The organism is Arthrobacter sp. TmtSoilC79, assembly GCF_059739405.1.
The window spans coordinates 2,699,825-2,718,277 of sequence record NZ_AP046051.1 but is presented as its reverse complement, the minus strand read 5'-3'; the positions used below and the strand labels follow the sequence as shown (position 1 = coordinate 2,718,277).

Sequence of the window (18,453 nt, the reverse complement as noted above, 5' to 3'; positions counted from 1 at the left end):
ATCACACAGAGGCCGGTTTCCGGTCCTGCCGCGTCATCGCGCGGTTTCGGTTCCTCAACGGAAAACAAGGTACCGATTCGTTATTTTCCTGGGAGGTCGTCGGCTTTAGTCTGGTGGGGGAGCGCGGCCCCTGGACATGGCGACTGCGTGAGGGCTGCAGCAGCGTGGCTCTCCTGTCCCGGACGTTGTTGTCCGGGTTTTCCGTTCACCTTGTCGTGTCCGTCAGTAGGCAGCGCCATGGGGGCGGATCCAAGACGGAACAGATTGCGGGACAGTAGCTCTGGAGTGGGGCTGGCCGAGCCGGCACTAAGCGATGAGCAACTGGTTGAGCAGGTGCGCTCCGGTGACACCGCCGCCTTCGATGCTCTTTATGGCAGGCATCGCGTGATGGCGAGGCACGTCGCTGCAGCCCAAGTCGACAACAGTGCTGACGTTGACGATGTAGTGGCTGATGCCTTTGCATCCGTGCTGGAATCACTGACCCAGGGGAAGGGCCCCGACTTATTTTTCCGCGCCTATTTGCTGACCGCAGTCCGCAGAACCGCTTACAGGGCCAACCGCTCCGGTTCGCGAACGCGGCCCACTGACGAGTCCTATCTCTTGGATAGTGCGCATTACCATCAGGATTTGGTGCTGGCCGAATTCGAAACAGCCGCTGTGGCCCAAGCCTTCAAATCCCTTCCCGAGCGATGGCAGGCCGTTCTGTGGTACGTCGACATTGAGGGCATGAAGCCCAGGGCAGCGTCGCCGATGTTGGGGCTCAGCCCCAACGGCGTTTCCGCCCTTGCCCTGAGGGCAAGGGAAGGTTTGCGTCAGGCCTACCTGCAGAACCATGTCAAAGCCTCTGTTGGCGAGGACTGTGAGGAGTACTCTGCGCAGCTTGGGGTCTATTCCCGCAAAGGACTCAGCCCACGATCCGAACGGAAAGTCCAGTCCCACCTGGAGGAGTGCTCAATGTGCACGGCTCTCTTGCTGGACCTTCATGATGTCCAATCCTCAATGAGGTCTGTGCTGTTCCCGTTGATAGCGGGAATTGCCTTCAGCCCGGCAATTGCCGCTGTGGCTTCAGCCTCTGGTTCAGCCGGTGCGACTGCCGCAGCAGGTGCAGCCCATGGCGGCATGGCACTGCCCATGAAAGTGGTTGTCGGGGTGCTTGTGGCTGCCGTGGCGGGCTCCGCAGCAGTGGCAGCCATGGGCGCTGCGGGCATGTTTGTTCCGGGCGCACAAACGGCCGAGATTGCGCCTTCGCCGAAGCCCCGGGGAGTAACTCCAAGACCTACGGCCAGCCCGACGCGGCCACTGGTTCCTGTTCCGGGGGAAACAGGCCAGGCCAATCCACCCACAGCAGCCGAGGTGCCGGCACTTCCCGCAATCTGGGTGGTGCTGCGGCGAAACACCAACCCCTCGTTGCCGGCACTGCCCCCCGCGCCCGGAGGGTCGACCCCAAAGGAGCCGCCTTCCTTGCCTCCGGTCCTGCCCACCATTGCCCCCTCTGCGCCCGGGACCAACCCGCCAGTTGTCCCTTCAGCATCCCCATCAGCCACAGCATCCGTCCCTCCCGCTGCCACGCCGACGGGCAACACCACGCCCTCGCCCCAACCGTCGTCGTCGAGTCCAGCCCCAACCCCGACTCCGACTCCGACGCCGACGCCGACGCCGACCCAAACGAATCCGGTGCCGGCTGTGACAGCAGACTTCTCGGCAGAACCCGGCACCACTGCTTCCGACGCGAATGTAGAAATTGTTTTTGTCCTCGGCGACGGGAGGATTCCAGCATCTGCTGAAGTGACATTCAGCTTGTCGGAGGGATCAGGCCTCATCCCAGGTAAATTGATCGAGCCATCAGGCTGGAGCTGCCGGAAGGAACACGACGATATTCCGGAGCTGAAGTGCACCAGTACCGCGGTGGACCCGGGAGCCCTCGGTTTCCATATGGGAGTCACCCGCAAAGACCCCAACCAGACAACCACGATGACCTACACGTTCAGCGGCAGTGGGATTGCGCCGACGACGTTCGTGGACACCTTTTGACCTGCGGTTGCTATGCCCGGTGGGGTTGGCCCGGTAGGTTGGGTGCATCGTGTTGACAGCCCTCGAAGTCCCCGGCGTTGCGGGATGGGCGCCAAGGAACAACGAAAGTGGGTCCCGTGGGTTTCTTCAAAAAGAAACGGCCTGAGCAAGAACCGTCCGACGAGGATTTGTCCTTCTTCACGGTTTCCGAAGCCCAAAGGTTTCGGACAACAATCCGCGAAGTCTTCGGCGAGCTGGGCTACGAGGTACACATTTTCAGCGACCGCGCCGTTGATGCTGACGGACGGGGTTATGGATTCTGGAATGTTGCTGCGTCGTGCCACAACCGTCCGGAATCCCAATGGCGGGACACCATAAGAGAACATCTGCAGAAGGTTCTTGCCAGCTTTGAAGCGCCCGATCCGTTCGAATGCCTCACGCCTGCAGATGTGGCACGCCGGGTCCATGCACGCCTATACGAAGCATCCAGCATTCCAAATCCGGACGCTTATCCCCACACCGAATTTGCTCCAGGTGTGATCGAAATGCTGGCACTGGATCTTCCCGATACCGTGGCAGTGTTCAATCGGGAACACGCGGGGAGATGCGGAGGCTGGGAAGCTCTGCGTTCCCAGGGAATTGCGAACTTGAAGTTGGTGGAAGACCAGCACCTGGAAACCGTGCCTGTGCAAGGCGGTGGCTCATTTACTGCCCTCTTGGGTGATTCGGTCTATACGGCGAGTAAGGCTTTGTTGCTGCCAGGACTTGCTGAAGAGGCGTCCGGCCAAACCTTGCGCCCTGATCTTGGCTGGCTGATGAGCATGCCCAACAGGCATCAGTTGGTGTGGCACCTCATCAGCGATGAAACCCTGGTGATGGTCCTGGACGGCATGGTGCGCTTCACTGCCATGGGCTACGGCGACGCACCTGGACCAGTGAGTCCCCATGTCTACTGGAGCAACGGCGCTGGCTATGAGCAACTGACCGCGTTGTCTGAGGATGGAAAGTTGTCGATCCGCGTCGGCCCGGAGTTTCAGGCCGTTCTGGAAGCAGTTTTGTCCAAAGACTGAGCATTCCATCCTCCCGGCCGAGCAGATCGGCCAAGTTCTTGCCTGTTTTTGCGCCTCGTTCTACGGAAGTACAGCGGACGTACTGCGAATTCGCGTCACGAACCGCTGCATCGGCGCACTTCGTCAGCATGCAAGACGATCAAGAACCCGAACTGCCCCGGAACTGTCCCGGTCCTGCGCTGCCCTGCAAGGAGCTGGCGGTGACGGCTCCCGTCCTCGCCGCGAAGCTGGCCAGGCTTGCACCGGAGCAACTGGCAACGATCTTCCCGCCGGAGAATTCTGTCGGTCCGGTATGACACAGTCTTTATATGACTGCTCCACTGCTTGCCCACGCTACTGACTACGGCCGGATGTACGCCCGCTCCACCACGGAGCAATTTTCTGTGCCCTCCATCACTACGGTGATTGGACAACAGGCACACTCCCTGGACGGTTGGTTCAGTTACATGGGCGCGAGCAGCCTCGCTGCGGATCCGGAGCTTCCCGCGATTCTGGGTAGCCCGGCCAAGACCCGGCAGGCCATCAACAAAGCCGCAAAAGCTGCGGAAGCCTACCGGGATGCCGCAGCGGCGCGCGGCGACAGGGTCCACACTTACTGTGAACAGGTGGCCCTTCGTGCCCTGGGACGCCCCCACCGGATGCAGGAATGCAGGGACGACCTCGCAGCCCACGGAGAGCAGGCCTTTGCCGCCCGCTTTGATGAGTGGTGGGAACTTTACAGGGTGGAGCCGTTGGCCCCGGAGATCACTGTGTGGAACAAGACGGTGGGCTACGCCGGAACACTGGATCTTGTGGCCCGGATCAACGGACGTATCTGCCTGATCGACTACAAGACCAAAGGCACGACGCGGGACGGCACAGTCAAGGCCTTGGATGACAAAGTGGTCATGCAGCTGGCCGCGGGAATGAAGGCAGAGGAGAGCCTGGTTGATCCTGTTGCCGGTGAATGGGAGCCGTGGAAATACGGAGATAATCCCATGCTGCTGGCGGTGGCCATCGGAGAGACTGAAGTGCGGCCCATGCGGGCCAATCCGGAGATACTCAAGCACCATTGGTGGAAGTTTTGCGCGCTTCGCCGTGTCTGGGAAATGTCTGCGGACGTCTCTGCGGCGGGGCAAGCACTGTTGCCCATAGCTCCGCCCGTGTTTGCAGGGGTCGGTGCCGGAGCCGCGGGCACCGGCGATGCTCTCAACTAAACTGGCTTAGGCTCCGTAACACCCGGAGCCGGGTTTGACGATAGTGAGGACTGACAGCACATGGCAATTTTGAGTATCCGAATCATCGGGGATCCGGTGTTGCGCACCGTAGCGGACCCCGTCACCGACTTCGGTCCGGAGCTCGCCAAGCTGGTAGCTGACATGACCGAAACCATGGAGGACGTGGAAGGTGCAGGCCTCGCTGCACCGCAAATCGGCGTGAGCCAGCGCGTTTTTACCTACAGGATCGGGGGAGTGGAAGGCCACATCATCAACCCCGTCCTGGAGAACAGCGAAGATTTCCAGCCGGATGAAGTCGAAGGTTGCCTCTCGATCCCTGGCCTGGGTTTCCCGGTGCGCCGGTTCCGGGCAACCCGGGCGACGGGAGTCGACATGCATGGCAACCCGGTTTCCGTGGAGGCCGAGGGCATGCTCGCCCGGTGTTTCCAGCATGAGACGGACCACCTTGACGGCATTTTGTACACGGACAGGTTGGAAGGGGAGGACCGGAAGGCAGCCCTCCGCGCCATCCGGAACGCCAACTACCACGCCATCACGGAGAAGACTACGTCCCAGCGCGCCACCAGCGTGGGATCAAGCTTTGGTGGCGGCAGTTTCGGGGCTCCCGAGTGAGGGTCCTTTTTGCTGGCACCCCAGCCGTGGCGGTCCCGTCTCTGGACGCACTGGTTAAGGCAGGATTCGACGTCGTTGCCGTCCTGACACGCCCGGACGCGCCGGTAGGCAGGAAGAGGGTCCTGACACCTTCACCTGTGGCAGCTCGGGCCATGGAACTGGGTATCGAGGTGATCCGTGCCGCCAAGGTCGATGTGGATACCACTGCCCGGATCGCGGAGTTCGCCCCTGATGTCGCGGCCATTGTGGCCTACGGGGGAATTGTTCCGAAGTCTGCTTTGGGAGTTCCCAGGCATGGGTGGGTCAACCTGCATTTCTCGCTGCTTCCCGCATGGAGGGGTGCTGCTCCGGTCCAGCGCTCCGTTATCGCCGGAGACGAGATCACTGGCGCAGTGACTTTCCAGCTTGAAGAGGGCCTGGACACCGGGCCGGTCTTCGGTACCTTAACGGAAGCTGTCAGGCCGGACGATACCGCCGGGGACCTCCTTGAGCGCCTCTCCGTCAGCGGTGCAGTGCTGCTCAGCCAGACGCTCTCCGCCATTGACGCCGGGCAAGCCGCCCCCCAACCGCAAACCGGGGAGATATCCCTGGCACCCAAGTTGACGTTGGAGGATGGCCGCCTTGACTGGCAGATGCCCGCCTTGGCCATTAATCGTCGGGCTCGTGGTGTGACCCCCGAGCCGGGGGCATGGACCACCCTGGAGGGCCAGCGGATCAAGCTCGAACCCGTAGGCCTCCGTCCTGATATGAAGGACCTGGCGCCAGGTGCCATCAGGGTGGATGGAAAAACTGTTCTTGTCGGCACCGGATCCCATGCCGTTGAACTTGGCAGGATCCAGCCGGCAGGCAAGAAAATGATGTCGTCGGCCGATTGGGCCCGCGGCTTGGCAACACCCGAGAGAGTGGTATTCGAATGAGTGAGTCCGGCCGGCGAGGCCCCAACAACAGCGGGAACCGGGACGGCGGAGGACAAGGGAACCGTGGTGCGCGGGGTGAAAGCCGCCGCAACGCCCAGGGCCGCGAGCGGAACCGGGGACCCCAGCGCGGATTTACCAACAATGCTCCGTCGCAACGCACGCGCCGCGCTGACCCGGCCCGGCTCGTTGCCTTCGAAGTGCTCCGCGCTGTTGCCTCCGAGGACGCTTACGCCAACCTGGTGCTTCCGGCCCGCATCAGGGAACATCGCTTGGACCGCCGGGACGCCGGCTTTGCCACCGAGCTCAGTTACGGTGCCCTGCGCGGCCAAGGCACCTATGACGCGATCTTGGCCCGCTGCGTGGACCGCCCCCTTGAGCAACTCGACCCCGCCATCCTGGATGCCCTGCGGATTGGCGCCCATCAGTTGCTGTCTATGCGCGTTCCTGCGCACGCAGCCTTGGACCAAACCGTTGGCCTGGCGCGAGCGGTCATCGGCGCAGGTCCGTCAGCCCTGATCAACGCGGTCCTTCGCAAGGTCACCGCGCACAGCATGGGTGAGTGGCTGAACATCCTCCTGGCCAACGAGACTGATGAAACAAAGATCGCAGCGCTCCGGCACGCCCACCCTGAATGGATTGTCCGCGCGCTGCGCCAGTCGTTGGTCAACCACGGCCGCCCGAAGTCGGAAATCGATGACCTCCTGGAAGCGGACAACGCCGCTCCGGTGGTCAATCTTGTAGCGTTGCCCGGGTTGGGGAGCCTGGATGAGGCCTTCGACAATGGGGCTACGGCGGGGGAGTTGGTGGAAGATTCTGCTTTGTCCGCCGGTGGGGACCTCGGCCGCCTGGAGTCGGTCCGTCGCGGCACCACCCGTGTCCAGGACGTTGGATCCCAGTTGGTCGCGCGGGCTTTGGCCGGAGTGGACCTTGGTGGAGCCATCGCCGGAAGTGAACGCTGGCTGGACTTGTGCGCCGGCCCGGGAGGCAAGGCCGCCCTTCTGGCTGCCCTGGCACACCGGGACGGCGCTACCCTGTTGGCCAACGAGCCGGCGCCGCACAGGGCCAAGCTGGTCCAGCAGGCGCTCTCGGCAGTTCCTGCGGACACCTGGTCGGTACGGACCGGTGACGGACGCGACGTTGGTTCCGAACAGGCGGAAGCTTTCGACCGCGTGCTGGTTGATGTTCCCTGCAGCGGATTGGGTGCCTTGCGCAGGCGACCCGAATCGCGGTGGCGCCGCTCGCCCAAGGACATCGGCGATCTCGGTCCGTTGCAGCGGGATCTCCTGAAGTCCGCCATTGACGCCGTCAAGCCCGGCGGCGTGGTTGCCTATGTGACCTGCTCGCCGCACCCGGCCGAAACCACCGCGGTTGTCAGCGACGTCATGGCCAAGCGGGAAGACCTGGAACTGCTCGACGCCGGACAGGCACTTGACCATGTCAGCCTGACCGGACGCTTGGGTGCCGGTCATGAGCAAACGGCCCAGTTGTGGCCGCACGTCCACCAGACGGATGCCATGTTCATGGCAATCATCCGTAAAAAGCCGTAACCCGGCTTTCCACCTACCCAGAGGGGCTGCCTTGTCTCAGTGCTGTATCAACCCGAGCATCCTGTCTGCTGATTTCGTCAATCTTGAGGCGGAACTTCAGCGGATCAGCAATGCCGATGCCGTTCATGTGGACGTCATGGACAACCATTTTGTCCCCAACCTGACGTTGGGCCTGCCGGTGGTGCAGCGCATCCAGGCGGTCAGCCCGGTACCGCTGGACGCTCACTTGATGATTTCCGACGCCGACCGTTGGGCACCTGCCTACGCGGACGCCGGCGTTGCTTCCGTGACGTTCCATGCTGAGGCGGCCATGGCCCCGGTAAAGCTCGCCCGGGAATTGCGGGCGAGGGGGTCCAAGGCTGGAATGGCCCTGCGTCCGGCCACCCCGGTAGAGCCCTATTTGGACATGCTCAGCGAGCTGGACATGTTGTTGATCATGACGGTGGAGCCCGGTTTCGGGGGACAGTCCTTCCTTGATATCACCTTGCCCAAAATCCGTCGTGCCCGGGCAGCAGTAGAGGGCTCGGGCATCGGTGTAGCCATCCAGGTTGATGGGGGCATCACCGAGGAAACCATCATCAGGGCCGCGGAAGCCGGCGCCAACGTGTTCGTCGCCGGTTCGGCGGTTTATGGGCACCAGGACCCCGCAGCGGCGATTGATCGCCTGCGTGCAGCGGGCCAGGGCGTCACAGCGACGTTCGCCTGACGACCGTCACCACATGTTACGAAGATTGCCCGGGAATAGCCCGGGCATCTTGGTAGTTGTGGCAGAATAACAACACACATACGTGCTCCGGGGTCGGTGTAAGTCCGAACCGGCGGTTATAGTCCGCGACCCGCGAGCCATCGTGATTCCAAGTGATTGGAGCCTCGATGGCAGACGGTTGAACCGGTGAAATTCCGGTACCGACAGTTAAAGTCTGGATGGGAGAAGCACGTACAGTCATGCCTTGGGCGTTCCTTCAGCGACGCCCGGCATTGCGCTGTCGTACACCCCCGGAGTCATCGCGGCTTACTGGGAAGGAACGGCATGGACTTACTGCGATGGCTCTTCGAAGCACAGATCCCCATTGGAGGATCTGCCCTTGTCTTACGCGAAGTGCTTGGAAACATCTTTGGGCTGCTCAGCGCCCTCGGCGGTATGCGCCGCAAAGTCTGGGCCTGGCCAATCGGCATACTCGGAAACATCCTCCTGCTCACGGTCTTCCTGGGTAACGTTTTCGGTGCAGCAGCACCGGCCACGTTGTGGGGACAGGCTGCGCGTCAGGTCATGTTCATCACCGTGGCCATCTACGGCTGGTACCGCTGGAAGCAGGGCCAGGAATCGAGTGCCCAAGGCCGCGCCATTGTCCCCGGTTGGGCGAGCAACAAGGTTCGCATCGCACTGATCGCCGCCATGGTGGCAGGCACTGCGGCCCTCACGCCGGTGTTCGATGCCCTTGGCTCCTACCCGCCCGTTTGGGCTGATGCCTGGACCTTCATGGGCTCCTTGCTGGCAACCTATGGCATGGCCCGTGGATGGACTGAATTCTGGCTGATCTGGGTGGCCGTTGACATTGTGGGCGTTCCGCTGCTTTTCAGTGCTGGATACTACGCCAGCGCGGTCATGTATCTGTTCTACGGCTTTTTCACCCTCACGGGGTTCTTCGTGTGGTGGCGGGCCGAAAAGCGTGAACGTGCCAGCCATGACGCCGGCCCGGAAGCCGTCGCCGTATCTGCGGGTGCTGCCCAGTGAGCGTGACCTGCACCCCGGCAGAACAGACAGCCATGGACGCCGCACTCGCCGCTGCCCTGGCCGGTCCCCGTGGCGCCAACCCTCTGGTGGGAGCGGTCATCCTCAGCCCGGAGGGCGAGCAACTGGCAACCGGTTATCACCGGGGAGCCGGAACGGCCCATGCCGAAGCGGACGCGATTTCCGAGGCCCACAAGAAGGGCGTCGACACCGTGGGAACCACCATGGTTGTCACCTTGGAGCCCTGCAACCATGTAGGCCGCACCGGACCTTGTGCCCAGGCGATCATTGCCGCCGGAATCGCGAAGGTGATCTACGCCGTCGATGATCCGCATGACCCCGCCGCGGGTGGCGCCCGAACCCTCCGATCCGCAGGGGTGGAGGTCCTTTCCGGGCTGGCCTTGGACCAGGCCTTTGACTTGAACCGGGACTGGTTCGACGCCGTTGCCGCCAAGCGTCCGTTTGTCACCTTGCACATCGCCCAGACGCTGGACAGCCGCATAGCGGCCGCCGACGGCACCAGCCAATGGATCTCCAGTCCGGAGTCGCTGGCCGACAACCATGGGCTGCGGGGACTCATCGACGCCATCCTGGTGGGTACAGGCACGGTCCTGATTGACAACCCGCGGCTCACTGCCAGGGACGCGGACGGAGAACTTTCCCACCGGCAACCGCTGCGCGCCGTGATGGGTTTACGGGATGTGCCCGAAGACGCCTCGGTACGCGGCACTGACGGCAGGTTCGTGCACCTGCCCACGAGGGATCCTTCAGAGGCTTTACGCATGTTGTTCGACCAAGGTGTCCGGCACGTCATGGTCGAGGGCGGCTCGTCGATTCTGAGTACATTCCTCCAGGCGCACCTGGTGGACGAGCTGATCGTCTACCTGGCTCCCACCTTGTTGGGATCAGGGACCCCCGCATTGAATGACCTGGGCATCACCACCTTGGCTGACGCCCAGCGGTGGTCCTGGGATGACGCCGGCGGCGGAGCTGTCCGGACGCTCGGCGAGGACCTTCGCCTGCACCTCAGATCACCAAGGGGCAGTGCGGGCAATGCCGGGAATGTGGTTCAAAACAAGAATTTGGTTTCGCGCAGTGAAGCTGCGGAACATCTCACAGGAGGACACTGATGTTTACGGGAATTGTTGCCGAACAAGGCACTGTGCTGGGTATTGAGCGTGACGGAGATGTCAGCGCCACCTTGCGCTTGAAAGCGCCTACAACCGCTGCAGGTTTGGCCTTGGGTGGGTCCATCGCAGTGAATGGCGTATGCCTGACTGCCACGCAGATCGACGGCCAGGACTTCAGCGTCGACGTCATGGGCGAAACCCTCATCCGTACCACCATCGGCGGACTGGAAGCCGGGGACGCAGTCAACCTCGAACGCTGTGTGCCGGCGGGCGGACGCCTGGACGGCCATGTAGTCCAGGGCCACGTCGACGGCGTAGGAGAGTTGCTGGAGCGCGAAGCCCTGGGTAATTGGGACCGCCTGCGCTTCGGGGTGCCGGCCCCGCTGGCGCGCTACATCGCCGAGAAGGGCTCGATCGCCGTCGACGGTGTCTCGCTGACCGTCACGGCAGTCAGTCCTGCCGCTGAGCAGGCCCCCTGGTTTGAAGTCGGGCTTATCCCCACCACGCTGGATGAGACCGGGCTGGGCGCCAAGCCCGTTGGCGGCCGGGTCAACCTTGAAGTGGACGTGCTGGCAAAATACACCGAACGTCTTCTGTCTTTCGCACCGCAGGCAGGGAACGCACCATGAGCGCCCCCACCCGGAATTCGCCGGCAGGATCGCCCCGGACCGGACTGGATCCGGTGGAAGCAGCCATTGAAGCCATGGCTGCCGGCAGGGCCGTGATCGTGGTAGACAACGAGGACCGCGAGAACGAAGGCGACATTATTTTTGCCGCCCAGCACGCCACGCCCGCCCTCATGGGGTGGACCATCCGCTATTCATCCGGCGTTATCTGTGTCCCCTTGGACGGCGAACGGGCGGACGCCCTCCTGCTGCCGCCAATGGTGGAAATCAATGAGGACGCCAAGGGGACGGCGTACACCGTTTCCTGCGACGCAGCGATCGGCGTCAGTACAGGTATTTCGGCGACGGACAGGGCTTTGACCGCCCGGATCCTGGCAGATCCGAGCAGCAGCCCGGCGTCCCTCACCCGTCCCGGGCATATTTTCCCGCTGCGCGCGGTTAACGGGGGAGTGCGTGAACGTCCAGGTCACACGGAAGCTGCCGTGGACCTGTGTCGTCTTGCCGGGCTCGCCCCGGTGGGTGTGATCGCAGAGTTGGTACATGACGATGGTGAAATGATGCGCTTGGACAGCCTGCGCGACTTCGCCGCCAACCATGGATGCCCCCTCATCTCCATTGAGGACCTGGTGTCTTATGTTGAGACGGTAGAGTCCCAGGCGGCACGTATTTCACAGGAGGACGAGGAGAAGCGATGACCGCATCGACCACGCACAGCAGCGACCATTCCGGACAGGCGCCGCACCCCGTCAGTGGTGGGCCGATCGTGCAATTGCCCACGGCATTTGGTGAGTTCGTGGCACAGGCATGGACAGACCTTGAGACGGGCCACGAGCACCTTGCCGTGAGTTCCCCGAACCCGCCTAAGGGCGGCCGTGCACCGTTGGTACGGCTCCATTCCGAATGCCTGACCGGTGACGTATTTGGTTCTTACCGTTGCGACTGCGGAGAACAACTGGCCTTTGCCCTGGAGCTCATCCACGCAGAGGGCGGAACCTTGCTCTACCTGCGCGGCCAAGAGGGGCGGGGAATCGGGCTGGCCAACAAGATCAAGGCTTATGCCCTGCAGGAAGCCGGTTTTGACACCGTGGAGGCCAACGAACAGCTGGGCCTGCCCGTGGATGCACGCTCCTACACTGCGGCGGGCCAGATCCTGGCGGAGATGGGACTGCACGAGGTCAGGTTGCTGAGCAACAACCCGGACAAGCAAAACCGTCTTGCCCAGGCCGGAGTCACCGTTGTGGAGATGGTGCCCACCGAGGTTCCCTCCCGCGAACAGAACCTCCGGTACCTGCAGACCAAGAAAGACCGGATGGACCACCTGCTGGCGCTCAACGTTGAGCCGGTCAGCAACGGCAAGACACCTTCGAACCAAACCTTTGACAGCACCCAAGACTGAACGGACTTCACGAAAATATGAGCGGACACGGCGCGCCCACTATTGACCTCACCACCCTCAACCCTGAGGAAACCTCGCAGCTCAAGCTCGCCATCGTGGCGGCAAGCTGGCACACCCAAATCATGGACGGACTGGTTGATGGCGCACTGCGCGCCGCAAAGGAAGCCGGGATCGCCGATCCCGTACTCCTGCGGGTGCCGGGCAGCTTCGAGCTTCCCGTGGCAGCTGCCAAACTTGCGCCGCACTTTGATGCAGTGGTGGCTCTTGGTGTGGTCATCCGCGGCGGGACGCCGCACTTTGACTACGTCTGCCAGGCCGCGACGTCGGGACTGACCGACGTCAGTGTCCGCACCGGCGTGCCGGTTGGCTTCGGGGTCCTCACCTGCGATACCGAGCAGCAGGGGCTGGACCGCGCTGGCCTGCCCGGTTCAAAGGAAGACAAGGGCCACGAGGCAGTGACCGCAGCCCTCGCCACTGCCGTGACCTTGAAGCAGTACAGCTAGGGGCATCGCGTATGGAGGGGATGTGGGTGTGTCTTCACTCACATCCCCTTCGTCATGCAACGCCCCAACAAGCAGTGTCAGCCCCGGAGCAAGTAGTCTGGAGGGCGTGAAGAATTTCGAGACGCTGTTCGCAGAACTGAGTGAGAAAGCAGCGACCCGCCCGGCAGGTTCGCGCACGGTTGCCGAACTGGACTCCGGAATCCACGGCATCGGCAAGAAAGTGGTCGAAGAGGCCGCCGAAGTCTGGATGGCCGCGGAGTACGAATCCGACGAAGCCGCCGCTGAGGAAATCTCCCAGCTGCTTTACCACCTGCAGGTCCTCATGCTCGCCAAGGGCCTCACGCTGGAGGACGTTTACAAGCATCTCTAGCCACGCCACTCCGGCGTACTTCCGCGGAGTCCCCACGCGTGGCCAAGGTGCCTGAAACCTCCCTTCAAACAAGAAAGTCTCCCCATGCTCCGTGTAGCAGTTCCCAATAAGGGATCCCTGTCCGAAGCCGCCTCGGCCATGCTGTCCGAGGCCGGTTACCGCCAGCGCCGCGACACCCGCGAACTGGTGATGGTGGACCCCGATAACGACATCGAGTTCTTCTTCCTCCGCCCGCGCGACATTGCTGTCTATGTAGGTCAGGGAACGCTGGATGTTGGCATTACCGGCCGGGACCTCCTGCTCGACGCCAAGGTCGAAGCCGAAGAAATCCTTCCCCTGGGCTTTGCCCCGTCAACCTTCCGTTTTGCAGGTCCGGTGGGTGACTTTGCCGGCGTCGAACAGCTTGAAGGCAAGCGTCTTGCCACCAGCTATGACGGACTCCTGCGCGACTACCTCGCCGGGCGCGGGGTCAATGCCACCGTGGTTCGCCTTGATGGTGCCGTGGAGTCTTCCGTCCGGCTGGGCGTGGCAGACGCCATTGCCGACGTCGTTGAAACCGGAAACACGCTCAAGGCCGCCGGAATGGAGATCTTTGGTGATCCCATCCTGAAGTCGGAGGCCGTGCTCATCCGCCGCTCCGGTTCAGGTGGAGCAGCCAACGGAACCGTCAAGGAAATCGACATCCTCATCCGCCGGCTCCAAGGTGTCCTGGTTGCCCGCCAGTACGTGCTGATGGACTACGACATCCGCAAGGACCTCGTGGAAGACGCCGCTGCGCTGACTCCCGGCCTGGAATCGCCCACCGTGTCACCTTTGCGTGACTCGGAGTGGGTTGCTGTGCGGTCCATGGTTCCCAAGAAGGAAACCAACCGCATCATGGACGAGCTTTACGACCTCGGCGCGCGTGCCATCCTGGTCAGCAGCATCCACGCCTGCCGCATCTGACCCGCGGTAACAGCAAGCCCAGAAAGATTGAGGAGCAGCACATGGCTGTAGCCGTCAGAGTCATACCGTGCCTTGATGTCGACGCAGGCCGCGTCGTCAAGGGCGTCAACTTCGAAGGCCTCCGCGATGCCGGTGATCCGGTGGAACTTGCCCACCGCTACGACAACGGCGGGGCCGATGAGCTGACATTCCTGGACGTCACAGCCTCATCCGGCAACCGGGAAACCACCTTTGACGTCGTCAGACGAACGGCAGAGGAAGTCTTCATCCCCTTGACCGTGGGCGGCGGCGTCCGTGGTGTTGCCGAGGTGGACAAGCTCCTGCGCTTCGGTGCGGACAAGGCATCCATCAATACCGCAGCAGTCGCGCGGCCCGGGGTCATCGACGAAATCACCCGCCACTTCGGCTCTCAGGTCCTGGTGCTCTCCGTGGATGCGCGCCGCACCCGCGAAGGTGACGTCCCGACGTCGTCCGGTTTTGAAGTCACCACCCACGGTGGCCGCACTGGAACCGGAATCGACGCCATCGCCTGGGCCAAGGAAGCAGCGGACCGGGGTGTGGGGGAAATCCTGCTCAACTCCATCGATGCCGACGGCACCAAGGACGGCTTCGACCTTGAACTGATACGTCTGGTCCGTGCCGCGGTGAACATCCCGATTATTGCTTCAGGTGGCGCGGGGGAGCCGGCACATTTCCCGCCGGCCGTCGAAGCCGGGGCTGACGCCGTGCTGGCGGCCTCGGTGTTCCACTTCGGGCCGGACGACATGATCGCCCAAGTCAAAACGGCGATCCGGCACGCTGGTTTCGAGGTCCGCTAGCGCCAGGATTAAACAGAAATGGAGAGTCACTGTGAAAGTGACTCTCCATTTCTTTGTTAAAACAAGTGGATCGTTAGAGTCCGATGTCGGCAGACTGCAACAGTGCGACGGCGTCCGGCTGGCCTTCGAAGGTCACCAGGGCCTGGCTGGTGCGGCCATGGGCGTGCATGAGCAGCTCGCCCGGTTCGCCGACGATGGCAACCGAGACGGGGGCCCGCTTTGCCACATGCCGCGGGCCAGTAGGCCGAACCAGTACGATGCCGAGGTCCACTCCGCGGTACAAGAAGGCGGCCCGTTTGATGAGGTCGTCCCAGAGGGCATCGGAATAGGCTTCGTCCAGGGCCCGTGGCGCCCAACGATCGCCGGCGCGGCGGATGTCCTCGGTGTGGACAAAGTACTCAATGAGGTTGGACGTCTCGTCCAAAGCCTTGATCTTCAAGGGAGAGAGGGCCGGGGGCCCGCCTCGGAACGTCTTGATGAGTTCCGCATAGGCCTCAGGGCTCTTGAGCTTTGCTGCCAGTTTGGAGGTGGCTTTCTCGGAGGCCTTGCCCAGGCTTGGAATCAGCAGGCCCAGGCCTACCGCAATTTTCCGTTCGCGCAGATATAAATGCGCAGCAAGATCCCGGGTCTGCCACCCCTCGCAGAGCGTGGGGGAGTCAGGTCCGGCCGCCAGCAGGGTTTCGGCCAGTACTTCTCGGGAAGGATCGACGAAATGCATCACTTGTGAAACTAGCACGATCAGAGCGCTCTTGCGCAGAGGAACCGCCGCAGAATCCGGCTCCCGCCAAAGGCACTAGACTTGATCTGATGTCAGAGCAGTCCGCCCCCAGCCCAACTCCTGCCGTGGAGCCCTCAAGCGACTCCGCCAGCCCCCTGCCGCAGGAGATCGCCACCGCCCTGAAACGGGATTCTTCCGGGCTCGTAGCCGCGATCGTGCAGCAGCATGACACCAACGAGGTCCTCATGCTTGGCTGGATGGACGACGAAGCCCTGCACCGCACCATGACCACAGGTCGCGTGACGTTCTACTCACGTTCACGCCAGGAGTACTGGCGCAAGGGCGACACCTCCGGACACGTACAGTTCGTGAAGTCTGTTGCCCTTGACTGCGACGGCGATGCCCTCCTGATCCGCGTGGACCAGATCGGCGCAGCCTGCCACACCGGAACCCGGACCTGCTTCGATGGTCGCGACTTCACAGTTGTTACGGGTCACCGCGACTAAGGCACCCACTACATTCCACTGAAGCACCACCTCAGATAAAGGCGGAGAAAATAGCCATGCAGGACCTTGGAATCATCAGCCCGGGCCTGGAAGAGTTCCGCGAACTCGCCGTCCACAGCCGTGTCATTCCTGTTCGCCTCAAGGTCTTGGCAGACGCCGAGACCCCCATTGGCCTGTACCGGAAGCTGGCCAAAGGGCAACCCGGAACCTTCCTCCTGGAATCCGCGGCAGTCGGCGGCGCCTGGTCGCGCTACTCCTTCATTGGATCGAAGTCCCGCGCCACCCTGACAACCAAAGACGGCCAGGCGCATTGGATTGGCGAGCCCCCTGTTGGTGTTCCAGTGTCGGGCAACCCGGTAGAAGCGGTGCGGGATACCATTGCTGCGCTGCAGACGGACCGCTTTGAGGGACTGCCCCCGTTCACCTCCGGTCTGGTGGGCTTCCTCGGTTGGGAAGCTGTCCGCCACTGGGAGCGCCTGACTTCCCCGCCCGAGGACGACCTGCAGCTTCCCGAGATGGCCCTGAACCTGGTCACCGACATGGCTGTCCACGACAACATGGACGGCACTGTCCTCCTGATCGCCAACGCCATCAACTTTGATGACAGCTCCGAGCGCGTGGACGACGCGTGGCACGATGCCGTTGCCCGTGTGCAGGCACTGCTGGAGCAGATCAGCACACCCGTCTCCCAGCCGGTTTCAGTGCTGGAAACTGCGGCCCTGGACTTTGCTTCCAGCGTGCAGGAACGCTGGGACGAGGCCAGGTACCTGGAGGCGATCGACCGCGGCAAGGAAGCCATTGTTGACGGCGAAGTGTTCCAGGTGGTGATTTCCCGCCGTTTCGAGATGGAGTGCGCGGCGGACCCGTTGGACGTTTACCGCGTCCTGCGCAACACCAACCCGAGCCCATACATGTACCTCTTCAGCTTGGAAGATGCAGACGGACGCGAGTACTCGATTGTGGGGTCCTCGCCGGAAGCTTTGGTCACCGTGACCGGCCAGGAAGTCATTACGCACCCCATCGCCGGGTCGCGCCCGCGTGGCAAGACCATGGAGGCGGACAAGGCGTTGGCGGCAGAGCTGTTGGCTGACCAGAAGGAGCGCGCCGAGCACCTGATGCTGGTGGATCTTTCGCGCAATGACCTCTCCAAGGTTTGTGTGGCCGGCACCGTGGACGTCACGCAGTTCATGGAAGTGGAGCGGTTCAGCCACATCATGCACCTGGTCTCCACAGTGGTGGGCGAATTGGCCCCGCAGGCCAAGGCTTACGACGTCCTGAAGGCAACATTCCCGGCCGGCACCCTGTCCGGAGCCCCCAAGCCGCGTGCACTGCGGCTGCTTGACGAACTCGAACCACACAGGCGCGGGATCTACGGCGGCGTAGTGGGCTACCTCGACTTCGCCGGGGACATGGACATGGCCATCGCCATCCGGTCCGCGCTGCTCCGCGAGGGCCGTGCGTACGTCCAGGCAGGCGGCGGAATCGTGGCCGATTCCCACAAGCCTTCCGAGGCTTTGGAAACGGTCAACAAAGCCGCAGCGCCCCTGCGTGCCGTACACACCGCCGGATCCCTGCACAACGTTTCAACTGAAGCGGCAGGAAATACAGACGTCCCGGACGACGGGACTTCGGCCTCATGAGCACTGAATCCCCGTCTGCCCTCAAGCGGCCTCCGCGCTGGGCGCGTAAGTCCACTTTGGTCCTGGCCACCACGATCCTTGCCCTTGCAGTCTTCGGGGCCACAACGCAGACCTGGATCGAAGTGCGGCTGGATCCCACGGGAGCCTCCAACAGCGATCTCCACGTCCAGGGGAGCAAAGCCGCAACAGCAGTCACGGCGCTGGCCGTGGTTGCCCTGGCCGGCGGCCTGGCCGCCTCCATTGCGGGAAGAATCGCGCGCTGGATCATCGCCGTCCTCATCGTCCTGTCAGCGGCCGGGATCATTCTTGCCGCGATCACCGTTCTGATGGATCCGTTGGGTGCCTCCCAAGGTGCCATTGCGGCTGCAACAGGTGTTTCCGGCGGCCAGGCCGATGCAGCCGCCACCGCCTTCCCTGTGGTGGCGATTGTTGCCGGCGCCCTGCTGGCCCTTTGCGCTGTTGCCTTAGCGCTGGCCGGCCGCCATTGGACCTCGCGAACCAAGTACGACGCCGGCGCACGGAGCCGGAAGAGCAGCAATGAACCGGTGGACGAGATTGACAGTTGGGACAGCCTGTCGCGCGGTGAGGACCCTACGTAGGCAGCCATAGGGGGCTTGCGGGCAGGTGGGGCGCAACAAATCCCCACGCGCCCGTCCTGACGTCGGGCGATGTCCCGGACGCCGCCAATAAATGGCA

General features: G+C 62.8%; 20 protein-coding genes and 1 riboswitch. Of the genes, 19 read left to right on the top strand and 1 reads right to left on the bottom strand.

The window, feature by feature from the left end:
- Positions 1-285: 285 nt before the first annotated feature.
- From AC6JA3_RS12500 to hisF, 16 genes are all read left to right on the top strand, one after another.
- Positions 286-2,031, top strand: a complete 1,746-nt coding sequence (locus AC6JA3_RS12500; protein WP_223945180.1) for a sigma-70 family RNA polymerase sigma factor — start codon at positions 286-288, stop codon at positions 2,029-2,031.
- Positions 2,032-2,147: 116 nt separating this feature from the next.
- Positions 2,148-3,080 (top strand): hypothetical protein, encoded by a 933-nt coding sequence (locus AC6JA3_RS12495; protein WP_155854070.1) that lies wholly within the window; start codon positions 2,148-2,150, stop codon positions 3,078-3,080.
- Between the two features lie 308 nt (positions 3,081-3,388).
- Complete coding sequence (locus AC6JA3_RS12490; protein WP_051421484.1) at positions 3,389-4,276, top strand: cytochrome; 888 nt, start codon at positions 3,389-3,391, stop codon at positions 4,274-4,276.
- Positions 4,277-4,336: 60 nt separating this feature from the next.
- Positions 4,337-4,909 (top strand): peptide deformylase, encoded by a 573-nt coding sequence (gene def / locus AC6JA3_RS12485; protein WP_026540347.1) that lies wholly within the window; start codon positions 4,337-4,339, stop codon positions 4,907-4,909.
- Positions 4,906-5,826, top strand: coding sequence for a methionyl-tRNA formyltransferase (gene fmt / locus AC6JA3_RS12480; protein ID WP_026540348.1), 921 nt, complete (start codon positions 4,906-4,908; stop codon positions 5,824-5,826). Before def ends, fmt begins: the two co-directional genes overlap by 4 nt.
- Positions 5,823-7,373, top strand: a complete 1,551-nt coding sequence (locus tag AC6JA3_RS12475) for an RsmB/NOP family class I SAM-dependent RNA methyltransferase (protein WP_026540349.1) — start codon at positions 5,823-5,825, stop codon at positions 7,371-7,373. The genes fmt and AC6JA3_RS12475 overlap by 4 nt, the downstream gene beginning before the upstream one ends.
- 31 nt (positions 7,374-7,404) lie before the next feature.
- Positions 7,405-8,079 (top strand): ribulose-phosphate 3-epimerase, encoded by a 675-nt coding sequence (gene rpe, locus AC6JA3_RS12470; RefSeq protein WP_026540350.1) that lies wholly within the window; start codon positions 7,405-7,407, stop codon positions 8,077-8,079.
- A gap of 78 nt (positions 8,080-8,157) precedes the next feature.
- Positions 8,158-8,314, top strand: a riboswitch (FMN riboswitch).
- Between the two features lie 89 nt (positions 8,315-8,403).
- A complete protein-coding gene (pnuC, locus tag AC6JA3_RS12465; RefSeq protein ID WP_026540351.1) occupies positions 8,404-9,108 on the top strand; it encodes a nicotinamide riboside transporter PnuC in 705 nt (234 codons plus the stop codon).
- Positions 9,109-9,140: 32 nt separating this feature from the next.
- Complete coding sequence (gene ribD, locus AC6JA3_RS12460; RefSeq protein WP_051421485.1) at positions 9,141-10,235, top strand: bifunctional diaminohydroxyphosphoribosylaminopyrimidine deaminase/5-amino-6-(5-phosphoribosylamino)uracil reductase RibD; 1,095 nt, start codon at positions 9,141-9,143, stop codon at positions 10,233-10,235.
- A complete protein-coding gene (locus tag AC6JA3_RS12455) occupies positions 10,235-10,864 on the top strand; it encodes a riboflavin synthase (RefSeq protein ID WP_026540353.1) in 630 nt (209 codons plus the stop codon). Before ribD ends, AC6JA3_RS12455 begins: the two co-directional genes overlap by 1 nt.
- Positions 10,861-11,556: a 3,4-dihydroxy-2-butanone-4-phosphate synthase gene (ribB, locus tag AC6JA3_RS12450; RefSeq protein ID WP_026540354.1), complete on the top strand. Its 696-nt coding sequence runs from the start codon at positions 10,861-10,863 to the stop codon at positions 11,554-11,556. Before AC6JA3_RS12455 ends, ribB begins: the two co-directional genes overlap by 4 nt.
- The gene (ribA, locus tag AC6JA3_RS12445; protein WP_026540355.1) at positions 11,553-12,257 is read left to right on the top strand and encodes a GTP cyclohydrolase II; all 705 of its coding nucleotides are present in this window, start codon (positions 11,553-11,555) and stop codon (positions 12,255-12,257) included. Before ribB ends, ribA begins: the two co-directional genes overlap by 4 nt.
- Positions 12,258-12,274: 17 nt before the next feature.
- The gene (gene ribH / locus AC6JA3_RS12440) at positions 12,275-12,760 is read left to right on the top strand and encodes a 6,7-dimethyl-8-ribityllumazine synthase (RefSeq protein ID WP_026540356.1); all 486 of its coding nucleotides are present in this window, start codon (positions 12,275-12,277) and stop codon (positions 12,758-12,760) included.
- 106 nt (positions 12,761-12,866) lie between these two features.
- Complete coding sequence (locus AC6JA3_RS12435; protein ID WP_024820576.1) at positions 12,867-13,130, top strand: phosphoribosyl-ATP diphosphatase; 264 nt, start codon at positions 12,867-12,869, stop codon at positions 13,128-13,130.
- 84 nt (positions 13,131-13,214) lie between these two features.
- On the top strand, positions 13,215-14,075 hold the full coding sequence (gene hisG, locus AC6JA3_RS12430; RefSeq protein WP_026540357.1) for an ATP phosphoribosyltransferase: 861 nt from the start codon (positions 13,215-13,217) through the stop codon (positions 14,073-14,075).
- Positions 14,076-14,116: 41 nt separating this feature from the next.
- Positions 14,117-14,893: an imidazole glycerol phosphate synthase subunit HisF gene (hisF, locus tag AC6JA3_RS12425; RefSeq protein WP_026540358.1), complete on the top strand. Its 777-nt coding sequence runs from the start codon at positions 14,117-14,119 to the stop codon at positions 14,891-14,893.
- A 73-nt stretch (positions 14,894-14,966) separates the two neighbouring features.
- Here hisF and AC6JA3_RS12420 read toward each other — a convergent pair whose 3' ends face one another.
- Positions 14,967-15,611, bottom strand: a complete 645-nt coding sequence (locus tag AC6JA3_RS12420; RefSeq protein ID WP_026540359.1) for a TIGR03085 family metal-binding protein — start codon at positions 15,609-15,611, stop codon at positions 14,967-14,969.
- Positions 15,612-15,700: 89 nt separating this feature from the next.
- On the opposite strand from AC6JA3_RS12420, the gene hisI reads away from it, so the two are divergent.
- From hisI to AC6JA3_RS12405, 3 genes are read left to right on the top strand one after another with little or no spacing between them, the layout of a single operon-like run.
- A complete protein-coding gene (gene hisI, locus AC6JA3_RS12415; protein ID WP_026540360.1) occupies positions 15,701-16,117 on the top strand; it encodes a phosphoribosyl-AMP cyclohydrolase in 417 nt (138 codons plus the stop codon).
- 56 nt (positions 16,118-16,173) lie between these two features.
- Positions 16,174-17,757: an anthranilate synthase component I gene (locus AC6JA3_RS12410; protein WP_026540361.1), complete on the top strand. Its 1,584-nt coding sequence runs from the start codon at positions 16,174-16,176 to the stop codon at positions 17,755-17,757.
- Complete coding sequence (locus tag AC6JA3_RS12405) at positions 17,754-18,356, top strand: Trp biosynthesis-associated membrane protein (protein WP_026540362.1); 603 nt, start codon at positions 17,754-17,756, stop codon at positions 18,354-18,356. Before AC6JA3_RS12410 ends, AC6JA3_RS12405 begins: the two co-directional genes overlap by 4 nt.
- Positions 18,357-18,453: the final 97 nt, after the last annotated feature.